This window comes from Mucilaginibacter sp. OAE612 (assembly GCF_041806395.1).
In the GTDB taxonomy this organism is placed as follows: Bacteria; Bacteroidota; Bacteroidia; order Sphingobacteriales; family Sphingobacteriaceae; genus Mucilaginibacter; species Mucilaginibacter rubeus.
In genome coordinates this window covers 4278458-4294644 of sequence record NZ_JBGMUW010000001.1, presented here as the reverse complement: position 1 = coordinate 4294644, position 16187 = coordinate 4278458, and the positions used below count along the sequence as shown (strand labels likewise).

Below are 16187 nucleotides of genomic sequence, written 5' to 3'. Positions count from 1 at the left end.
CTTTGGGGAGGGTTGGGTGGGGTTTCAAAAGCGGTGGCGGTTGCGTGGCCTGGCCTTTTGCATGTTTTCCTGGTGGTCACGCTGCAATTGTTCTTTATTCTGCCGGATCATCCTCGGGATATCCGTTTCGGTCAGCGGAATAATTTCGGCTTTCAGCTCTTTTTGGATTGGATGGCGGCGCAGCAGCTCGCGTTCGTCCATGCCGTAGATCTGCGCTGCACCTACCGGGTCGAGCCCGATGTCGTTGGGCAGTATGATCTTGATCACCCCTTGCGGGAATTCGAGCAGTTTCGGGTCGATCTCCACCACCTGTTTCATCAGCGGCTCATAAAAAGCCTCGTAATTCCAGCCGTCATCGGTCAGTTCAAATGACTTCAGGCTGATCACCGGGAAGAAGTGCTGTGCGTGGCGGAGTTCGTGCATGCGCAGGTCGACGACGAATTGCTCGCCGGCAATATCGATCTGCGGGAGAATGTTTTGTTTGCGGCCCGCCAGTACCTGTTGGTCAATGATGACCTCGAAGTCGCTCATGGATTGCAGCTTTTCGACCGGGATGCTGTATTTTTCAAACATGCCTTGCGGGTCAAGCTGGACGAGCTGTGGAATGATATAAGCTGCTGCTTCCTCCGGATCGGTGGTGACCTGTTTGGTGTTTTCGTTCCAGGCGAGCAGATAATGATCACCGAAATCGGTCAAATCCCTGATGAAGGATATCTCGTTTTCGGGCTTATCCGTTTGACGGAGCACCTGCTTGTCGATGTCTACAACAAAGCTGGTACGGTCGATGCTGTAAATAACGGGTTCTCTGAACTTGCTCATAACAGGTTTTCTTTATGGATTAATTGCTGGAAAAAGCGGCGGCCGTAAGATTTCAGAACGCGGGGCACGCGTTTGCGGGCCATGGCCTTCATCAGGCCGTGTTCGCCGTACCTGCGGCTTAAGGCAAATATTTTCATAGCGCCGAATAGCGCTGCCGGTCCGCAAACGGCGAGGCAGATGATGGTGCCGGCGCCGATGATATACAGAACAGCGAACAGGATCATCAAAGTGAGCGCCAGCCCGGCGAAATACCAGATGTATTGCGCCCGCAGGCCGTGGAACTCGATGCATTTGTTGATGCCTTTATTAATGGTATAGATGCTGTTGTTCATGGTATGTTCTTTTTTCGTAAACTTTGGTGCGGATCGCCAGGGCGCTTTGATAAACGTGGATAACACATCGCCTGGCTGGTAGGCCAGCGCGGTGCGGATCGCTTCGATGTTATCGCGTAGTTTATGGAATGGGTTAAACGACATGCCGGTTTAGTTTTCGGGTTGCTGGTTTTCGAGGTATTCGGCGATCAGGCCGGTGATGGCGGCGCGCAGGCCGCGGTGGTCTTGGTGTTCTTCTCCGAAACCGAAGATTTCGAAAATGGGTTCGCAGGCACCTATCAGGTTGATCAATTCGTAGGTCAGGATGCCGCTGCGGTTAAGCCGCTGGCAGTCCTCCGGAAATTCTTCCTCCAGCAGCTCGCGCATCCAGCTGAAGCGGGAAGGGCGCAGGTCTCGGGTAAGTTCTTCGAGGCAAAGCGCTTCGATGACATAGGCCGGGCGGTTGTCCCGTTGCAGCTCTTCGATCAGTCCGCTGATGGAATCGATCTTGGTGCTGAGGTAATGGTTCAGCCGGTGGTCTTCCTGCAAAGCGATGAGCAGGTCGGTATGGTGCTGCACCATATAGTTATGCAGCTTGCCGATGAGTAATGTTTTCATTTGCTTGTTTTTAAAGCCCTCCCTTCCGGGCAGGGTTGGGTGGGGCTTACAGGCCGAAGAATGATTTGATGATGGTGGCCACGACGACCAAAAAAATGCAGGAGCCGAACCAGGCTGCAGCGACTTTGGAGGTATCCTGGTCCCCGCTGTTCCACTTCTGGTAGACTTTGACTGCACCGATCAGGCCGACGATGGCCCCGATGCCGTACATCAGGTTGGTGCCGCTTTCAAAATAGCTCCTGACCTGGGTGTTGGCCTCCTGGATGCCGGCGTTGCCGTCCTGGGCCTGGGTAGTTAAATAAGTCAGGGTGATCAATACCACGCACAGGGTGGTTTTTGGGAGGGGGCTGCTCCACGATTTTCTCTTGCACTTTTCCATTTCACTATCGTTTTGTTGTTATTGATGTCGGTTCCGGCTTGGCGCTTTCTCCTTTTTGCTTTCAGCTTTCCTCCTTTTTGAGCAGGGGTTTCCCATACCCGCTCCCGGTGGTTTCCGGGAGGGGCGGGGAAAAGCTGCAGCCCTAACTCATTCCTTTGCGGTCATGGCGCTACAGCACGGGGCCGGGGCAGCTTATTTTTTTGGGCTTTGGTTTCCCCTTTATTGGCCCCGCGGGTTGCGGGGCCGGGGAAAGGCACGGCGGGCTAAGCGTTCCACCACTGATCCACTTCACCTTCACTCAGCAGCGCCGTGCCGGTATTGTCACATTCGCTGACGACAAGGGTGTTGATCTTTTCGCGGTCGGTTGTCGCAGCGACATCAGGGTAATCATGGAGTATTTTCCGGAGTGCGGGGATGAGCAGCTGTGGTGCGAAGGGTCCCTCAGCGGCGTCATAGATGCACTGCCGGAGTTGCCGGGCGAGGTCGCTCGCAGTTCCGCTGAAGGGCAGCTTCTGGCTGTAGGCTTCTTCGGACGAGATGACCGCTGGATTAACCTGTTCCGGCTCAATCTGTTCTGACGGGTATTGCAATACAGCAGGCCGCTCTTCCGGAGCGCCGGCTTTGGCACGCAGCCTGGCGATCAGTTGCCTGATCTCATGACGGTAATATTTCCAGGCGATAAAGGCGTAATAAAAGACCGCTGCTGCAAAAGCGGCGTATAGGTATTGTTTCCAGGTAGTGTTGTTCAATAGATGCTCCATGTTGTTATTGCTTTAATATTTGTTTTGAGCAGGTTACTGCCGTTTATTGATACAAAGCAAGGTGATAATGACATGCTGATAAACTTCAAGATGATACTGAAGTTTTTTTTGCTATTATCGAAGCCTGTTTTAAATGAGGTTGTTAGGATGTTTTTATGAAAAACGATGTGTAATACAAGTTTCCATGTACCCTGCGATTGACACATGGGAGGAAGTTTGGGATTAGTCGCGCTGAGTTAATTTATTTTTTTGAGTAGCGCCTGAGTGGGGCTTGAAAGCGTGGTGTTTGTGATGGTATTTCGAAGGGCACGGAAGCGGTTTTATCCTCGGAATAGTGGTGTCCGCGGTTATTTCCATACCTTATCCCAGCTTACGTTGATGCTTTGCAGTATAACGAATAGTAGCAGGCCTTCAGTTAATAAGAATGAAAAACGGCCTCAACGTGCGTTAACCCGGCCTGAAGCTTGACGGATTTAATTAGAAAGTGTTGTTCCCTGAAACTACGCTGCTTTTGGTAGCCGTAAATTAGATTCTTGTCGTTAGCCAATGCGCTGCGGCCATCCCCCCAATCATTTACTATAATACCTGATATAAGGTTTTCCCCAGTTGGCTACGATCAAATTGCCATTTTTTGCAACAATATAAGGCTGCAGCCCTGTGCCCTTAAACGGGAATACCAATGTGCTATTGTTATAGTTATTAAGCATATAAAGGCCATTGCTGTCATCTTCAAAATAAAACCTTCCATCACCCTGTACACTCATATTGCCATACTTTTGACCACCAATCATATAACCAGTATAGCCCGTTCCTTCATCCTCTGATATATATATTCCGTTGGTATGAAAGATGGAACAGACAAAAAAATTATTGTTCGGGCCAATGTAAAAAGAATAAAATATACAGGGAGTAACGCTTCCGCCTATAGGCACAGCGTACCACGTGATGCCGGCGTCCCCCGATTTAAAAAGGTTCATGTTATAGGCGTCTGTTACATATATGTTTCCTTCCTTGTCCTCTGACGGGCAGTCAAAATAGGGCTCGATGGGCTGGGCTGCGGGGAAAGCAGCCTTTGTCGTGGTGGTCCAGGTTTTACCTTTGTCACCGGAAACAAATGCAGCTGCCGGTTCGCTGGTCGTCACCACCAGTTTTCCGCCATGTGTTGCAGCTGCAGCATTTATGGTGGCGGCATCAAAAGGACTGGCACCTGAGTTCGTCCAGTTCTGACCGGCATCCTTTGAGTAAAATACGCCATCGGTTGTTAATGCATAAACTTCATCCGCAGCGCTCGACACAACGTAGTTGATCTGGTGACTGTTGCCCAACGGCACGACAGCGTTCCAGTTTGCGCCATTATCGTCTGAATATCCTAGTGAAGCCTTGCCTCCTGCGAAACAGGTAAATAACCTTCCTGTGCTTAACTTACAAAAGCTGGCAGGGCTTAGCCCTGTTTGTATTGTACAGCCTCCATTGTGCCAGCCCGCTGCCCCGGCAATAGCAGTAGCTTTGATTTTAACCGAATCTACTTTTTGATAATCTGAATTAAGCACATAAGCGGTTAAGATCTGTTGTCCCACATTGCCCGAAAGCGACCATGTATAATAAGCCATTCCGTCTTTGCGACTGATATCCGGTACCGTGTTACCGAGGTTGCAGCCAGATCCTTTGAATTCAATTGAATAGCCGGCTAACGGAACACCATTCGCAGTAACCTGTACAGCTATTGGATTCGTCAAAGGATCACCTATTGTGTCCGTTTGCCCATCCCCGCTGACAAGTTTTATTTTAAGTGTGCCCATGGTCAGAATGTCCTTGTTGCCGGACCCTGATTTCGAGCAACCCAACGGAACAGTACACGCAACCACAATCAATAAAATAAAACATTTTTTCATGGTAAAGTATTGGTACCCTAAATATAATAATAAATTAACGTGAGTTCGGGTTAAGCGACTAACAAAAATTGGTTATCGTGGTCCCCAAAAAGTAAAAAATAGGAGAGATAAATAAAACCTTTTACCTGTTTTTTGACAGGGGAGGTTTCAGTAATGGTATACCTGCATATCATTAATAACTATCAGAACACTAATAAGTCGGAGAAATGCTATGCACCATAACTACCGCAATGTTTAAGCTGCCCCGGCCGGCCCAATGTACTTTGGCGGGAATTATTAAAAAAAGGGTGTTTTTCCGGTAGGTTTTGTATGGCGTATTGCTTAAATTAGCTTGCAAATCACTTATTCACAATTTGTTAAACCCTATACCTGATCCGATGAACACCCCAAACGGTTACAAAGAAATCAATGCCTTGTTCGGCAACCCCGCCAATCCCGATGGTTCTGAAAACAAAGCCTGGGTACACGCGCACATCCAGCTCGTCAAACCGCCTGCCGGCTGGAAACTATACTACCTGGGCGACAGTGGTTCACTGACCCCTTACCCGGGTTTACAGATGCATGTGCTGCTGGCACCGGTATTCACGACGGTCATGAACGAGATCTGGGCCTATGCCGCAGGACAACTCAAAAACCCGGGTGACGATGATGTCCGCGCCTGGTTGCACCAGCACCGCCTGGACATTACTGCCGGCTGTTTTAATTTCCGGCCAAGTTCCGGGGACCATACCAAGCTGTCCTTACACAGTTACGGGATCGCGATCGACTGGGACCCGTTACATAACCCGCATAAAAAGCCGCTGACCAAAACCCTGCCGGACTGGTGGTACGCGATCTGGCAAAAGCATGGCTTTAGCGATGGCCGGCATTTCAAGACGCCGGACCCGATGCACGTGCAGTTTGCCACCGGGGCTTAATCGGCCAGGCGCTAAGGTCCCCTGATTTATACAAACCTGAAAATCAATCACCATGACCAAGATCCGAATCCTGTTCATCATCCTCGGCGGTTTCCTGTTGCCGGAGCTCACCGCCGCACAGAACCCGGCCCTGGACGTGACCTATGTCCGTGCGCTCCAGCAGAAATACCCGTCGGTCAGCTCGCCGCTTTGCGCCGCCTGCAAACTGTGGGAGAATCCCTACTTCAAATCCATTGCGGATACCGCGGCGCACCGCCCTGTCGTGACCTTTTATGTCTATACCCGGGAACACCGGCTGGCGCAGGAAGCGCTGAACATCCCCCGCACCGGGATACCCGCCGCCTGGAGTTCCGGTTACGGACAGCCCGACGAGACGATGATCTACCGGGCCGCCAATAAAGAATCAACTGACATGATCGCCAAAGGCCATTGCCAGGCCTGGATCCTGCTGGCCTGGTGCCTGGATGCCGCCATCCTGTCGGATACCTACACCTTTAATGCCGGTATGGAATTCCAGGGACAGAACATCGGCACCGAACTGGCCACCGAAGAACTCTGCCGCAAACTGACCGGCTTCAAAGGGCAGGCTGTGACCGACAGCGTACAGATCTGGTGCGGCACCAGCGGCGCACAGCACATCTACAGCCAGGGTGCACTTTCAGTCACGATGCCCGAGGCCTATTATAAGATCATTACTTATAAAGACTTGGTCACTCACCAGCCGGTCCAGCTCTGTTACTGGCTGCCCAACCAACCATCCGAAAAGCGGGATAAACTGCCGCAGCGCATAATTGAATTCAGCGCTTTAGTTAAAAAACTGGGATTTGATCCGACCATTGTATTACACTAACACCTTTGATCATGAGCAATACGAAAATTTCAACACACCCGCTGGAGAAGATCGACCTCAGCTGTTCCGGCGGCGGTTACCGCGCTGCCAGCTACCACCTCGGCGCCATGTCCTACCTGAACCGGCTGCAGTACCGGGGCAAGCCCCTGCTGGAAAATGTAAAAATGATCTCCACCGTATCCGGCGGGACCATCACCGGGATCGTCTATGCCCTGGGTAAAGCCCATAAGGACGAATTCGAAACGATCTTCAACTTCCTGATCAGCCAGCTCAAGCAGCTCGACCTGGTGAAGGCGGGCATCAGCCAGCTGAACCCGGACGCGGTCTGGGCCAATACCGCCAAAAGCAGAAACCTGGTCAACGCCTTCGCCCTGCAGTATGATGAACACCTGACCCGGCACGCCACGATCGCCGACCTGGACCTCAGCCAAACCCACCTGGAAGCCGCTGTCTTCAATACCACCGAATTTACCAATGCCGTCGATTTCCGTTTCCGTAATAAAGGAGCCGGTTATTGCGGTAATTTTTACCTGAAGGTAGATGCGGCGACCGCGGCGGAAACCAGACTGGGCGATGTGATGGCCGCCTCATCCTGTTTCCCGGGCGGTTTCGAGCCCATCCTCTGGCCCCAGGATTTTGTTCATGAGCAGGCTCCAAGGCTTAAAGCACTGGCGGCAGCGAACAAGCCCACCGGCCTGATGGATGGCGGCATATATGATAATCAGGGCATCAGCTCGATCCTGAACTACCGCAAGAATGACGCAGAGCCCTATTTCGATCTCATCATCGTTTCTGATGTCGCCTCACCCTATATGGAAGCCTACCAGCCGGTGCCCGAGGCTGCGAAAACCGGTTTTTACAAATGGACGCTCAAAGACTTGGCCACCAGATCCGCTTCGGTCAGCAACCGGGCAAGCTATGTGCTGCTGGGTATTGTCCTGCTCGGTTTGATCATCCCCGTATTTACGCAGTACAGGCTTAATTTCGGCAATGGCCTGTCGCTGGGCTTTGCGGCCGCTGCACTGATCTTGTGGATCGGCAAGGTGCTGGCCGTCAAAAGGCTGCGCGCTGCTTTATCCTGGACCTTTGATCGACTGACGCAAAAGATACCGGGCTTCTACCGCGATAAACTCGCCCACCTGCATGTAGAAGACCTGTCCCTCCACCGGATAGAGCCCTTGGCACTGAACCGGCTGGTGTCGCTGGTGGACCTGCTTATGAACGTCTTTCTGAAAGTCGTACGCCGGCTCAACTACAATATCCTTTATCATAATCCTGCATTTGATTACCGCCGGATCGGCAACCTGATCAAACAGCTGACCGAAGAAGATTTTGTGAACAGCCGCGAGCGGCTTGAGCAGGACGGCGGGCCGGACCCCAATGTGGCGGAACACAGCGTGCTTACCGGAACCTACCAGGAGGTCATCGGACCTGAACTTCAAAAGATCAGCGAGGAAGCGGCCAGTTTCGGCACCACGCTTTGGTTTACCGACCAGGACGTGGTCAGCGACATGCTGGATAAACTGATCATCACCGGGCAGGCCACCATGTGCTATAACCTGGTGGAATACCTGGAACAGCTCATTTATACCACCGGCAACGGTTTTGCCGCGCTGCCTTCGGAAGGGCAGCAGGCTATACAGGAAACCTATGATCAGTGCAAGACCGACTGGAAGAAATTCAGGGAGGCTCCGGGATTTATGCTGAAGCCTGGTCCGCAGGAGCAGGGGAAGGTGTGACCGGGCTGCCCGCCGCAGCTACGGGGCGCGCAGCATTTGTATTCTCCGGCCCCTTGGCGCCCAGGTAAGAGGCCGAACTGATCCCCGCTAAAAAGAGAATCGTGGAAGAGAATTCCGGCATGCTCTTGTTATCGATCGTATAGATGATGAAATACATACCGAGCACCAGGTTCCAGGCAAAGGCCTGGATGCGCTGCACGCTGTAGCCGTTCCCGTCCGTGAGGATGTCTTTTAAGAAGGTGGCATGCTGCTTTTGCGGCGCTCCCGGGTTGTTCTTCGCGAAATTACTGTCGATCACATAAGCCAGGCCGGTGGTACCCGCGCTGACGCCCAGGAGCAGCAGGATAGACGTATTAAAAGTGGTCACGATATCCGTCAGCACCAGGGTATAGATAAAAGCCCCGATCACCAGTGTTGTCCAGAACATCAGCTGGCTTAAGGACAGGCTGTACGCGCCGCCGCGGCCGCCGTCCTTCAGCGCATCGGTAAAGACGCAGATATAAACGAAAAGCCCCAGCACGATCACAAAAAGCAGCATCCAGCAGACAAACACCCAGATCCGGTAATAGATGATGGTCACCCGCGGCGTGCCGGGTACTTTCTGCAGCTCCGACATGCCCTGCCAGCCGATGGAAGCATTCAGGTTGGCAAAGTTATCATAGAAGTGGCCGGTATTGCTGTAAAAGAACTGCCAGGCATTCCGCGTGCTGTCATTCCGCCGCAAAGCAATAAAGATATCCGCGGTATTCCCCAATGCCGGTAATTGGCCGGCATTGATCTGCAGCCGGGTGATCTGGCTCATCCAGTCGGACACAATGCCTTTCATCTCCACCCCGTTTACATAAAGCACTACTTTGCTGTTATCAGCCGGACGGGTGTTTAGAAAAGCCATGGGGTTGCTGATCGTGAACCGGATGATATTGCCCGGATAGACCGCGACTGACTGGGTGCTGTTATTGATCGACAGATTGTCTTCCCGGGCCGTCTGCTCCTGGGAAACTACCGAATAAACCGGCTTGATGGCCAGCACTTGCGGCAGGACAACTGTGGCCGGTTCCGTACCGGGCGAGGGGTCAGGCAGCACCGTTTTCGGTACCTGGGCGTTATCCAGCGCCAACGAAGGTCCGGTCCAGAAACACACAGCAAACAAGGCAGCGAACAAAGCGGTGAACTTTTTCATGATGGAAGAGTTAGGTGGCTTAAAGATAGGCATTTACGATTTAAATTATTCACAAGTCCGATAAAACGCCGAAATCTGTCATTGACCGGTCCGCCCGCTGCAGATTAATTATTGTTATTTACTTCGGGTTTTAACTGACTGCCGGAATTGATGGTGGTCAAAAACTCGCGCAGTCTGGATAATTTATCAGTAGTAATCAGATCTACCCCGCATTGTAATAATTGATGCCATACCAAAGGGCTGTCTGGCGAATGCCATAAACGCACTTTGGCGCCGCATAAATGCGCTTGTCTAACGTAAGTCGTCAGCTTCAGGCTATCTTTTAGTGACAGGGCGCCTGTTCCTTTCCACTTTAAAAGTTTAGAATATTTACAGCTGGCCATGGCCAGCAGCTTATCGTCGGCCGCGGTGCGGTTAATTTTACATAAATCGGCATCAAGCGTTACCAATTTGGCGGTATCGGCAATTACCTGGCCGTATGGTTTATTTCCGGAAAGCACAATGCTCACTTGTCCGTTAAGCGCTGTATGATATTCCTCCAGCAAGGGTTTCAGCAACTGATAGGTTTTCACCGGATCAGACTTGATGTCAATCATCAGGGTAATCGGTTGGTTATAGCCTGGATAGATTTGCCCCTTGTTGCCGCTGATATATTTGGCCAGAGGGGCAAGGTATAAACCTTCTAACGTGCGCCGGTGATGAATAAGCGGAAGAACATGCGTAACTACCAGGCGGTTCTTGTGCACATAAACATCGGCTTCAATATAGGTATAACCGTTATTGAGCGCTTCAAAAAGCGGTAGTTTATGTTGGTAATCGTTATGTGAAAATGCATTTGCGAGCGGTATGTTTTGAGCCCGGCTATAACGGGGTAAAAAAAATAGAATTAAAGCCGTCAGCATCAAAGGGATGATATCAAATGTCTTCATCATTCATTAATTATGGTACGCTAATTTATTTGCGTTTCATGAATTTATGATGATGATTTTGAAAGTGGACAAGTGAAAAGACGGACCTTCGGTAGCCGACGGCCTGTTGCACGCTCGGTTATCCCGCGCTGTAGCTTATTCCCCGAGATGGCGGTACAGGTCGGGGACGGTATTAAGGATGCGAATTGTCGTTGATGCCAATAGGTGTTCAAAAAATAGAACCCGGCAGTCTCCGCTGGAGTTCAGGTCGCATTTAAGTGATTGTCGTTAAAATGGGACTGATTTGACAGAAGCCGGCCTGCGGCCTGTTAACTTTGCGGCATGGCAGCGATCAACTATTCAGTGCTCGACCTGGCAACGGTCATCCAGGGACATACCATTGCGGACAGTTTTAATTATAGCGTAGCGAATGCACAACAGGCGGAAGCTTTAGGCTACACGCGTTACTGGTTCGCCGAACATCATAATATGGTGAGCGTGGCCAGTTCCGCTACCAGTTTGCTGATCGGGCATATCGCCGGTAAGACCTCCACGATCCGTGTCGGCTCGGGCGGTATTATGTTGCCCAATCACTCACCTCTGGTAGTCGCCGAGCAGTTCGGTACGCTGAAGGAAATGCCATGTGTACATTGATGTAAGCTTTTCAAGTGGCCGGCATTTCTTCAATACCTGAAAGTAAATCAGAGGGCCTAAACCCATGAGGCTGTCTGGCAGATCAACAGGGAACCGCCCTTTTATAGCCACGATGCTCACAAGGGAAAATTGCATCAAGACCAGGGCCACTGCTAATGGCCAGCAATCCTTCCTCGGGCTTCTTTTATCAACAACCAGAAGTGCAGCCATACCCAGGCTACTATAGATCGCTCCCAGGTAAACTATCTCAGTAATGCCGATCTTTATTGTAAAGTTTTCCAATAAAAAGTTTGCAACAATACGCATTCCATGGGTGAATATTATTGAAAATTAATTATTTATGATAAGGTAGCAAAAACAGGTTGTAACGAAAACGGACGATTTGTGTTCGATTCCGGCAACTTCTGGATTTACTCTCAAATCTGTATAGCTATTTCAGGACGGGTCAATCATCCTATTTCAACGAACACCTATTGTGCGATTTCGTTACATTTGTCCTGAATTCATTTAATTTAAAATACTATTGATCAGGTTCTTATTAGTTTGGAATATGTCTTGACGCGAGAAAAGGAATGAACGGATACCAGTTGCATATGAATTTAGATGACATGTTGCTGGTCGGCCTGGTATTTATCGGGCTGGCTTTTGCAGCGTTGTTATGGCTGATTAAGGGGCCCGAGACAAAAGCCAACAGGTTTCTGGGGTTGGCACTTCTTGGTGTAAGCTTTTGGCTGATCCGGGTCATGGGCGGACAGCTATGGCCGCTCAAACTTTCACTGGCAATCGGGCCGCTGCTCTACTTTTATGTGCGTCAGCTAACCCAGCCGGATCAACAGAATCGCTACAAGGATTTTCTGCATTTCGTTCCTGCGCTGGCGGAACTGTCCTTGCAACTTGCAGGCCGGGACCTGAGCCCGGGCTTTACCATTTGTTCTGCCGGCGTTTATTTATACCTGTCGAGCCGTGCCGTGACTTGGTTTTATAATGCCCAGCAATTTCAGGAAGGTGACCGTTATCGTAACTGCTTGAAAAACGTTCAGATCTCGTTGGGCCTATTAGGAATTGCTGTACTATTAGCGTTAGGTCACGGTATGGTCAACCTGTTTTTTTACCGGTTAAACTTAACTTATACGCCTTGCTACCTATTACCAGCGGCAATGCTGATCCGCATGGCAGGGATGTCAATCATTAAACCGGTGACCCGGCCGGTAGCGACGGTTGTACCAGTTACCCAGCGCCGGTCGGAACTGAAGCGTGAGGCGGCCTGGTTAAAAAGGTCGGTACAAAGCGGTCACTATCACCGGAACCCGGAACTGACACTGAACAGCCTTGCCGAAAAGTTGCTGCTGACCACGCATGAACTTTCCCGGCTGATCAATCAGGGGTTGAAAAAGAGCTTTAACGATTTTATCAATGAACGCCGGGTAGCCGAAGTTATCCAAAAAATGCAGGATCCGGCTTTTGATGAGTTTACCCTGGAGGGCATAGCCTTCGATTCTGGTTTTAACTCGCCCAGCACCTTTCATCGCGCATTCAAGCAGGTGACCGGAAAAACCCCTGCGGCGTATAAAAAACAACTGTCATCTTATAACTTGACATATGGTTCCCGGCCTGCAGTGGTAATTTCGGACCAGGTAAACCGCAATCATATGTTTAAAAATTATTTGAAAATTGCCTGGCGAAATACGACCAGGAACAAAGTTTCTTCCTTCATCAATATCAGCGGCCTTGCCGTAGGGATGACTGTGGCCATGCTGATCGGTTTATGGATCTGGGACGAAGTGTCGTTCAACAAATTTAACACGAATTATAAACGAATCGTGCAAGTGCTGGCCAACAAGAACGTCAGCAGCGGCCTGGCAACGCAGGCTTCACAGCCCTTTCCGCTTTCAGCAGCATTGCGTGACCAGTATGGCAGCGACTTTAAAGCTGTCGCCGCCGCAGTGACCTACGAACAGAATATCAATTACCAAAACCACGCCTTTTCCCGTACCGGCTGTTTCGCAGAGCCTGCAATGACCGATATTATTACGCTGAATGTGGTGAAGGGATCGAAAACAGCGTTTAAGCGACCGGGTATCATACTAATCAGTGAATCGCTTGCCCGCTCGGTGTTCGGAAACGCCGATCCCATTGGCAAAATATTAAAGATCAGCAATAATTACCTGGTCCAGATAGGTGGAGTGTATCAGGACTTGCCTCAGAACACGCACTTTGGCAATGTTGAGTTTATAGCGCCAATCCGTCTGCTGTTTAATAGTACCAATGACATGAATAACTGGTACGACAGCTCATACCAGATTTTTGCCTTGCTGAATGAGGGAAGCCAGTTGCAGCAAGTAACACATAAAATACAATACCTCCTCAATGAACGCAGGAAAGATCCTACGAAGCCCGCGCTGACTTTATTTCCGATGCGGGCTTGGCATCTTTATGAGTTTAAGGACGGCGTTGCCGTGCCGGGAAGGCTGCAGTTCTTATGGCTTTTTGGCATTATTGGCTTATTTGTTCTGCTGCTGGCCTGCATCAATTTTATGAACCTGAGCACAGCGCGAAGCGAAAAGCGCGCAAAAGAGGTGGGCATACGCAAAGCCATTGGCTCCCTGCGCGGTCAGTTGGTGGCGCAGTTCCTAAGCGAATCCTTTTTGATTGTTGCCGTGTCATTTCTGTTCGCCATCCTGCTCGCGTGGCTCAGCCTGCCCTTGTTTAATGATATTTCGGGTAAGCGGCTGCACCTGATCTGGACAAACCCGCTGGTCTGGCTGATCTGCTTTTGTTTCTGCCTTTGTACAGGGCTTATCGCAGGCAGTTACCCGGCGCTTTACTTATCTTCATTTAACGCGGTAAAAGTATTAAAGGGCACTTTCAAAGCGGGGCCCGCCGCCGCCATGCCCCGAAAAATATTAGTGGTCATTCAATTCGCTGTGTCAGTCACCATTATCATCGGCACCATCGTAGTTTTCAAACAAATTGAATTCGCAAAAGACAGGCCGGTAGGTTATGACCGGGACCACCTGGTATCGATTCCTTATAATGCAATCAAGGAGTATAGCGCTTTCCGTCAGGAACTGATGAACACAGGCGCGGTGTCCGGCGTATCCCCATCGGGCAATCCGACGACAGGGGTCTGGTCGAGCGCGGATAACCTGAGCTGGCGAGGAAAAGACCCCAACCGACAGGAGGTATTCGGCACGGTGCTGATCGATCCGGATTTTGGCAGTGTGGTTGGCTGGAAAATGAAGGAAGGCCGGGATTTCTCCAGGCAGTTCCTGAGTGATTCCTCGGGCTTTATATTTAATGAAGCGGCCATCAGGCAAATGGGTCTAAAAGAACCGATAGGTGAAATCATCAAATGGCACGGTAAAGACTGGAAGGTACTGGGTGTGGTGAAAGACATGGTGATGAATTCGCCCTTCGACCCGGTGACACCCGTTGTATTTTTGATGGATGACCGGGAACGGTCATTCAATGTGATCAATTTAAAACTCAGGGCGGGCATGCCCGTTGCCGGTGCATTGGCCAGGATCGAAGCGGTGTTTAAAAAATTTGCGCCGGAAGCGCCTTTCAATTACAAATTCGTGGATAGTGAATATGCGCAAAAATTCTTAGCGGAAGAACGTACCGGTAAACTCGCTTCTGTCTTCGCTGTGCTAGCTATTTTCATATCCTGCCTTGGATTATTCGGTGTGGCATCATTTATAGCCGAGCAGCGGATCAAAGAGATCGGTATCCGCAAGGTACTGGGCGCATCGGTAATGAGCATCTGGGGCTCATTGTCAAAAGAGTTTGTCATGTTGGTAGGAATCGCCCTGCTCATCGCCGGTCCGTTCTCCTGGTATTTCATGCATCAGTGGCTTCAGCGTTATACATATCGTGCCGGGTTGTCGTGGTGGGTTTTTGCATTGACCGGTGCCGGGGCGTTACTGATCACTTTGCTCACCGTTAGTTATCACAGCATCAAAGCCGCATTGACCAACCCGGTGAAAAGCCTCCGGTCGGAGTAATGACGCCACAAGCACTTAGCGGAGGCCGGGATCTAGTTGAATCTGATTTGGTCCTGAGTGAGATACATTATTAGTGGTATACAATTTGGTAAACAGGTATTTACCAGATTGCCTACTGACAAGTTATCATACGGCAATCCAGGCTACGACAGGGATTTATGAAAATAAAAAGCATTTGATATTATTCAATATGAATTCACCTGGCAAATGCAATTAAGCCAGAATGCTATCTTTAGCAGGTTTTGCAGGGTCAGTTAGGAAACCAAACTCACCAAAATGAAGATTATACTTGAAAAACCATAGCCTAACCAGGAATGACTGCTAAAAGGGTGAACATTTTCAGCGTTTTCATAAGCTCGAATTTTGGTGAATGATGCATCAAAATTAGCTGGCTGAAGAAGACGCCTCAATAGAACAACGATAGAATCCTAATAGATTTTCGCGCTGTAAATGCTATCATGGACGATAACAATTTTCCAATCATTTCATAAAGTGTTGGTGCTTTTTTTGAGCAAATGCGATTTTACCCAATAAAAGTATGAATGCGATTAATAAAGATTGTTTCATGTCGGATTAATGTTGGCAAGGGTTTGCGGGGGATTATAAGAAAGTACTGGCGGAGACAGTTGCAGAAACCGGAGGTTATGACATTAATAAGCTTTTAACTCAACTAAAACATCAAATTATTCGGGGAACAAGTGATTTGTGAAACCTGTAATTTATTTATTTAAAGTCGTCCCGGGGTTTATCTGCCCCCTCATCTGCCAATTCATTAAATTCGATAGAACGCAGGTAGCTATTGAAATCGTTTAATAGCGTCTGATATTTTTTTTGCCAGTTATTTATCCTATCCGCACCATTGCAACAATTATTATTGATAAATAAATCAGATTGTTCTGAAATAGCGAAGTCAGCGGGAACAAAATATTCGGGAAATTCTTTCGAAAAGTCGTGTCTTATAACAAGACCTATCTTCCGGATATTTGGCGGAGGGAGATTTTTTTGTTGAAACCAATTGTAACAAGAGCGGCGATTTATCTGTAATGCCCGTGCCAGGTCACTGATATTATAACCGTTCTTCCGTACTATGTACTCCGTAATTTGCCCGTTATGTTTCTCCATAATTATAAGTTGCATTTTTACAATACAAAATTC

14 protein-coding genes are annotated in these 16187 nt (G+C 49.6%); 5 read left to right on the top strand and 9 right to left on the bottom strand.

The genetic code is table 11. The annotated features are described in order from the left end of the window. Positions 1-24: 24 nt before the first annotated feature. The 6 genes from ABID99_RS17925 to ABID99_RS17900 form a co-directional block, all read right to left on the bottom strand. Complete coding sequence (locus ABID99_RS17925) at positions 25-819, bottom strand: hypothetical protein (RefSeq protein ID WP_373614627.1); 795 nt, start codon at positions 817-819, stop codon at positions 25-27. Beyond that, positions 816-1295 carry a DUF4133 domain-containing protein gene (locus ABID99_RS17920; RefSeq protein WP_373614626.1) on the bottom strand — a complete coding sequence of 160 codons (480 nt, stop codon included), beginning with the start codon at positions 1293-1295 and terminating at the stop codon, positions 816-818. Before ABID99_RS17920 ends, ABID99_RS17925 begins: the two co-directional genes overlap by 4 nt. 6 nt (positions 1296-1301) lie before the next feature. Further along, the gene (locus ABID99_RS17915; protein ID WP_373614625.1) at positions 1302-1748 is read right to left on the bottom strand and encodes a DUF1896 family protein; all 447 of its coding nucleotides are present in this window, start codon (positions 1746-1748) and stop codon (positions 1302-1304) included. A 46-nt stretch (positions 1749-1794) separates the two neighbouring features. Next, positions 1795-2127: a DUF4134 domain-containing protein gene (locus ABID99_RS17910; protein ID WP_373614624.1), complete on the bottom strand. Its 333-nt coding sequence runs from the start codon at positions 2125-2127 to the stop codon at positions 1795-1797. Positions 2128-2390: 263 nt separating this feature from the next. Next, complete coding sequence (locus tag ABID99_RS17905) at positions 2391-2888, bottom strand: hypothetical protein (protein WP_373614623.1); 498 nt, start codon at positions 2886-2888, stop codon at positions 2391-2393. Between the two features lie 569 nt (positions 2889-3457). Further along, on the bottom strand, positions 3458-4780 hold the full coding sequence (locus ABID99_RS17900; protein ID WP_373614622.1) for a WD40/YVTN/BNR-like repeat-containing protein: 1323 nt from the start codon (positions 4778-4780) through the stop codon (positions 3458-3460). A gap of 377 nt (positions 4781-5157) precedes the next feature. On the opposite strand from ABID99_RS17900, the gene ABID99_RS17895 reads away from it, so the two are divergent. Genes ABID99_RS17895 through ABID99_RS17885 form a run of 3 tightly spaced genes read left to right on the top strand, consistent with a single transcriptional unit; the run spans position 5158 to position 8286 of the window. Next, positions 5158-5697, top strand: a complete 540-nt coding sequence (locus ABID99_RS17895; RefSeq protein ID WP_373614621.1) for a M15 family metallopeptidase — start codon at positions 5158-5160, stop codon at positions 5695-5697. Between the two features lie 52 nt (positions 5698-5749). Continuing rightward, the gene (locus ABID99_RS17890) at positions 5750-6547 is read left to right on the top strand and encodes a hypothetical protein (protein ID WP_373614620.1); all 798 of its coding nucleotides are present in this window, start codon (positions 5750-5752) and stop codon (positions 6545-6547) included. Positions 6548-6558: 11 nt separating this feature from the next. After that, the gene (locus tag ABID99_RS17885) at positions 6559-8286 is read left to right on the top strand and encodes a patatin-like phospholipase family protein (RefSeq protein ID WP_373614619.1); all 1728 of its coding nucleotides are present in this window, start codon (positions 6559-6561) and stop codon (positions 8284-8286) included. Here the strand turns inward: ABID99_RS17885 and ABID99_RS17880 are convergent. Then, on the bottom strand, positions 8246-9466 hold the full coding sequence (locus ABID99_RS17880) for a hypothetical protein (RefSeq protein ID WP_373614618.1): 1221 nt from the start codon (positions 9464-9466) through the stop codon (positions 8246-8248). The two genes, ABID99_RS17885 and ABID99_RS17880, sit on opposite strands and share 41 nt — an antisense overlap. Before the next feature lie 104 nt (positions 9467-9570). Further along, entirely contained in the window at positions 9571-10398 is an 828-nt protein-coding gene (locus tag ABID99_RS17875; RefSeq protein ID WP_373614617.1) for a hypothetical protein, read from the bottom strand. A gap of 318 nt (positions 10399-10716) precedes the next feature. Between ABID99_RS17875 and ABID99_RS17870 the strand changes: the two genes are divergently transcribed. Together ABID99_RS17870 and ABID99_RS17865 are read left to right on the top strand one after the other, a co-directional pair. Then, a complete protein-coding gene (locus tag ABID99_RS17870) occupies positions 10717-11028 on the top strand; it encodes an LLM class flavin-dependent oxidoreductase (protein WP_255485463.1) in 312 nt (103 codons plus the stop codon). Between the two features lie 593 nt (positions 11029-11621). Next, entirely contained in the window at positions 11622-15032 is a 3411-nt protein-coding gene (locus tag ABID99_RS17865; protein ID WP_373614616.1) for an ABC transporter permease, read from the top strand. 723 nt (positions 15033-15755) lie between these two features. On the opposite strand, the gene ABID99_RS17860 is transcribed toward ABID99_RS17865, so the two are convergent. Next, on the bottom strand, positions 15756-16154 hold the full coding sequence (locus ABID99_RS17860; RefSeq protein WP_373614615.1) for a helix-turn-helix domain-containing protein: 399 nt from the start codon (positions 16152-16154) through the stop codon (positions 15756-15758). Between the last annotated feature and the right edge of the window lie 33 nt (positions 16155-16187).

Bases quoted from the DNA above. Each gene is read 5' to 3' on its own strand.
- ABID99_RS17915 (WP_373614625.1), bottom strand. From the start codon at position 1,748: ATGAAAACATTACTCATCGGCAAGCTGCATAACTATATGGTGCAGCAC.
- ABID99_RS17875 (WP_373614617.1), bottom strand. From the start codon at position 10,398: ATGATGAAGACATTTGATATCATCCCTTTGATGCTGACGGCTTTAATT.
- ABID99_RS17910 (WP_373614624.1), bottom strand. From the start codon at position 2,127: ATGGAAAAGTGCAAGAGAAAATCGTGGAGCAGCCCCCTCCCAAAAACC.
- ABID99_RS17860 (WP_373614615.1), bottom strand. From the start codon at position 16,154: ATGGAGAAACATAACGGGCAAATTACGGAGTACATAGTACGGAAGAAC.
- ABID99_RS17925 (WP_373614627.1), bottom strand. From the start codon at position 819: ATGAGCAAGTTCAGAGAACCCGTTATTTACAGCATCGACCGTACCAGC.
- ABID99_RS17895 (WP_373614621.1), top strand. From the start codon at position 5,158: ATGAACACCCCAAACGGTTACAAAGAAATCAATGCCTTGTTCGGCAAC.
- ABID99_RS17870 (WP_255485463.1), top strand. From the start codon at position 10,717: ATGGCAGCGATCAACTATTCAGTGCTCGACCTGGCAACGGTCATCCAG.
- ABID99_RS17880 (WP_373614618.1), bottom strand. From the start codon at position 9,466: ATGAAAAAGTTCACCGCTTTGTTCGCTGCCTTGTTTGCTGTGTGTTTC.
- ABID99_RS17865 (WP_373614616.1), top strand. From the start codon at position 11,622: ATGAATTTAGATGACATGTTGCTGGTCGGCCTGGTATTTATCGGGCTG.
- ABID99_RS17900 (WP_373614622.1), bottom strand. From the start codon at position 4,780: ATGAAAAAATGTTTTATTTTATTGATTGTGGTTGCGTGTACTGTTCCG.
- ABID99_RS17885 (WP_373614619.1), top strand. From the start codon at position 6,559: ATGAGCAATACGAAAATTTCAACACACCCGCTGGAGAAGATCGACCTC.
- ABID99_RS17890 (WP_373614620.1), top strand. From the start codon at position 5,750: ATGACCAAGATCCGAATCCTGTTCATCATCCTCGGCGGTTTCCTGTTG.
- ABID99_RS17905 (WP_373614623.1), bottom strand. From the start codon at position 2,888: ATGGAGCATCTATTGAACAACACTACCTGGAAACAATACCTATACGCC.
- ABID99_RS17920 (WP_373614626.1), bottom strand. From the start codon at position 1,295: ATGTCGTTTAACCCATTCCATAAACTACGCGATAACATCGAAGCGATC.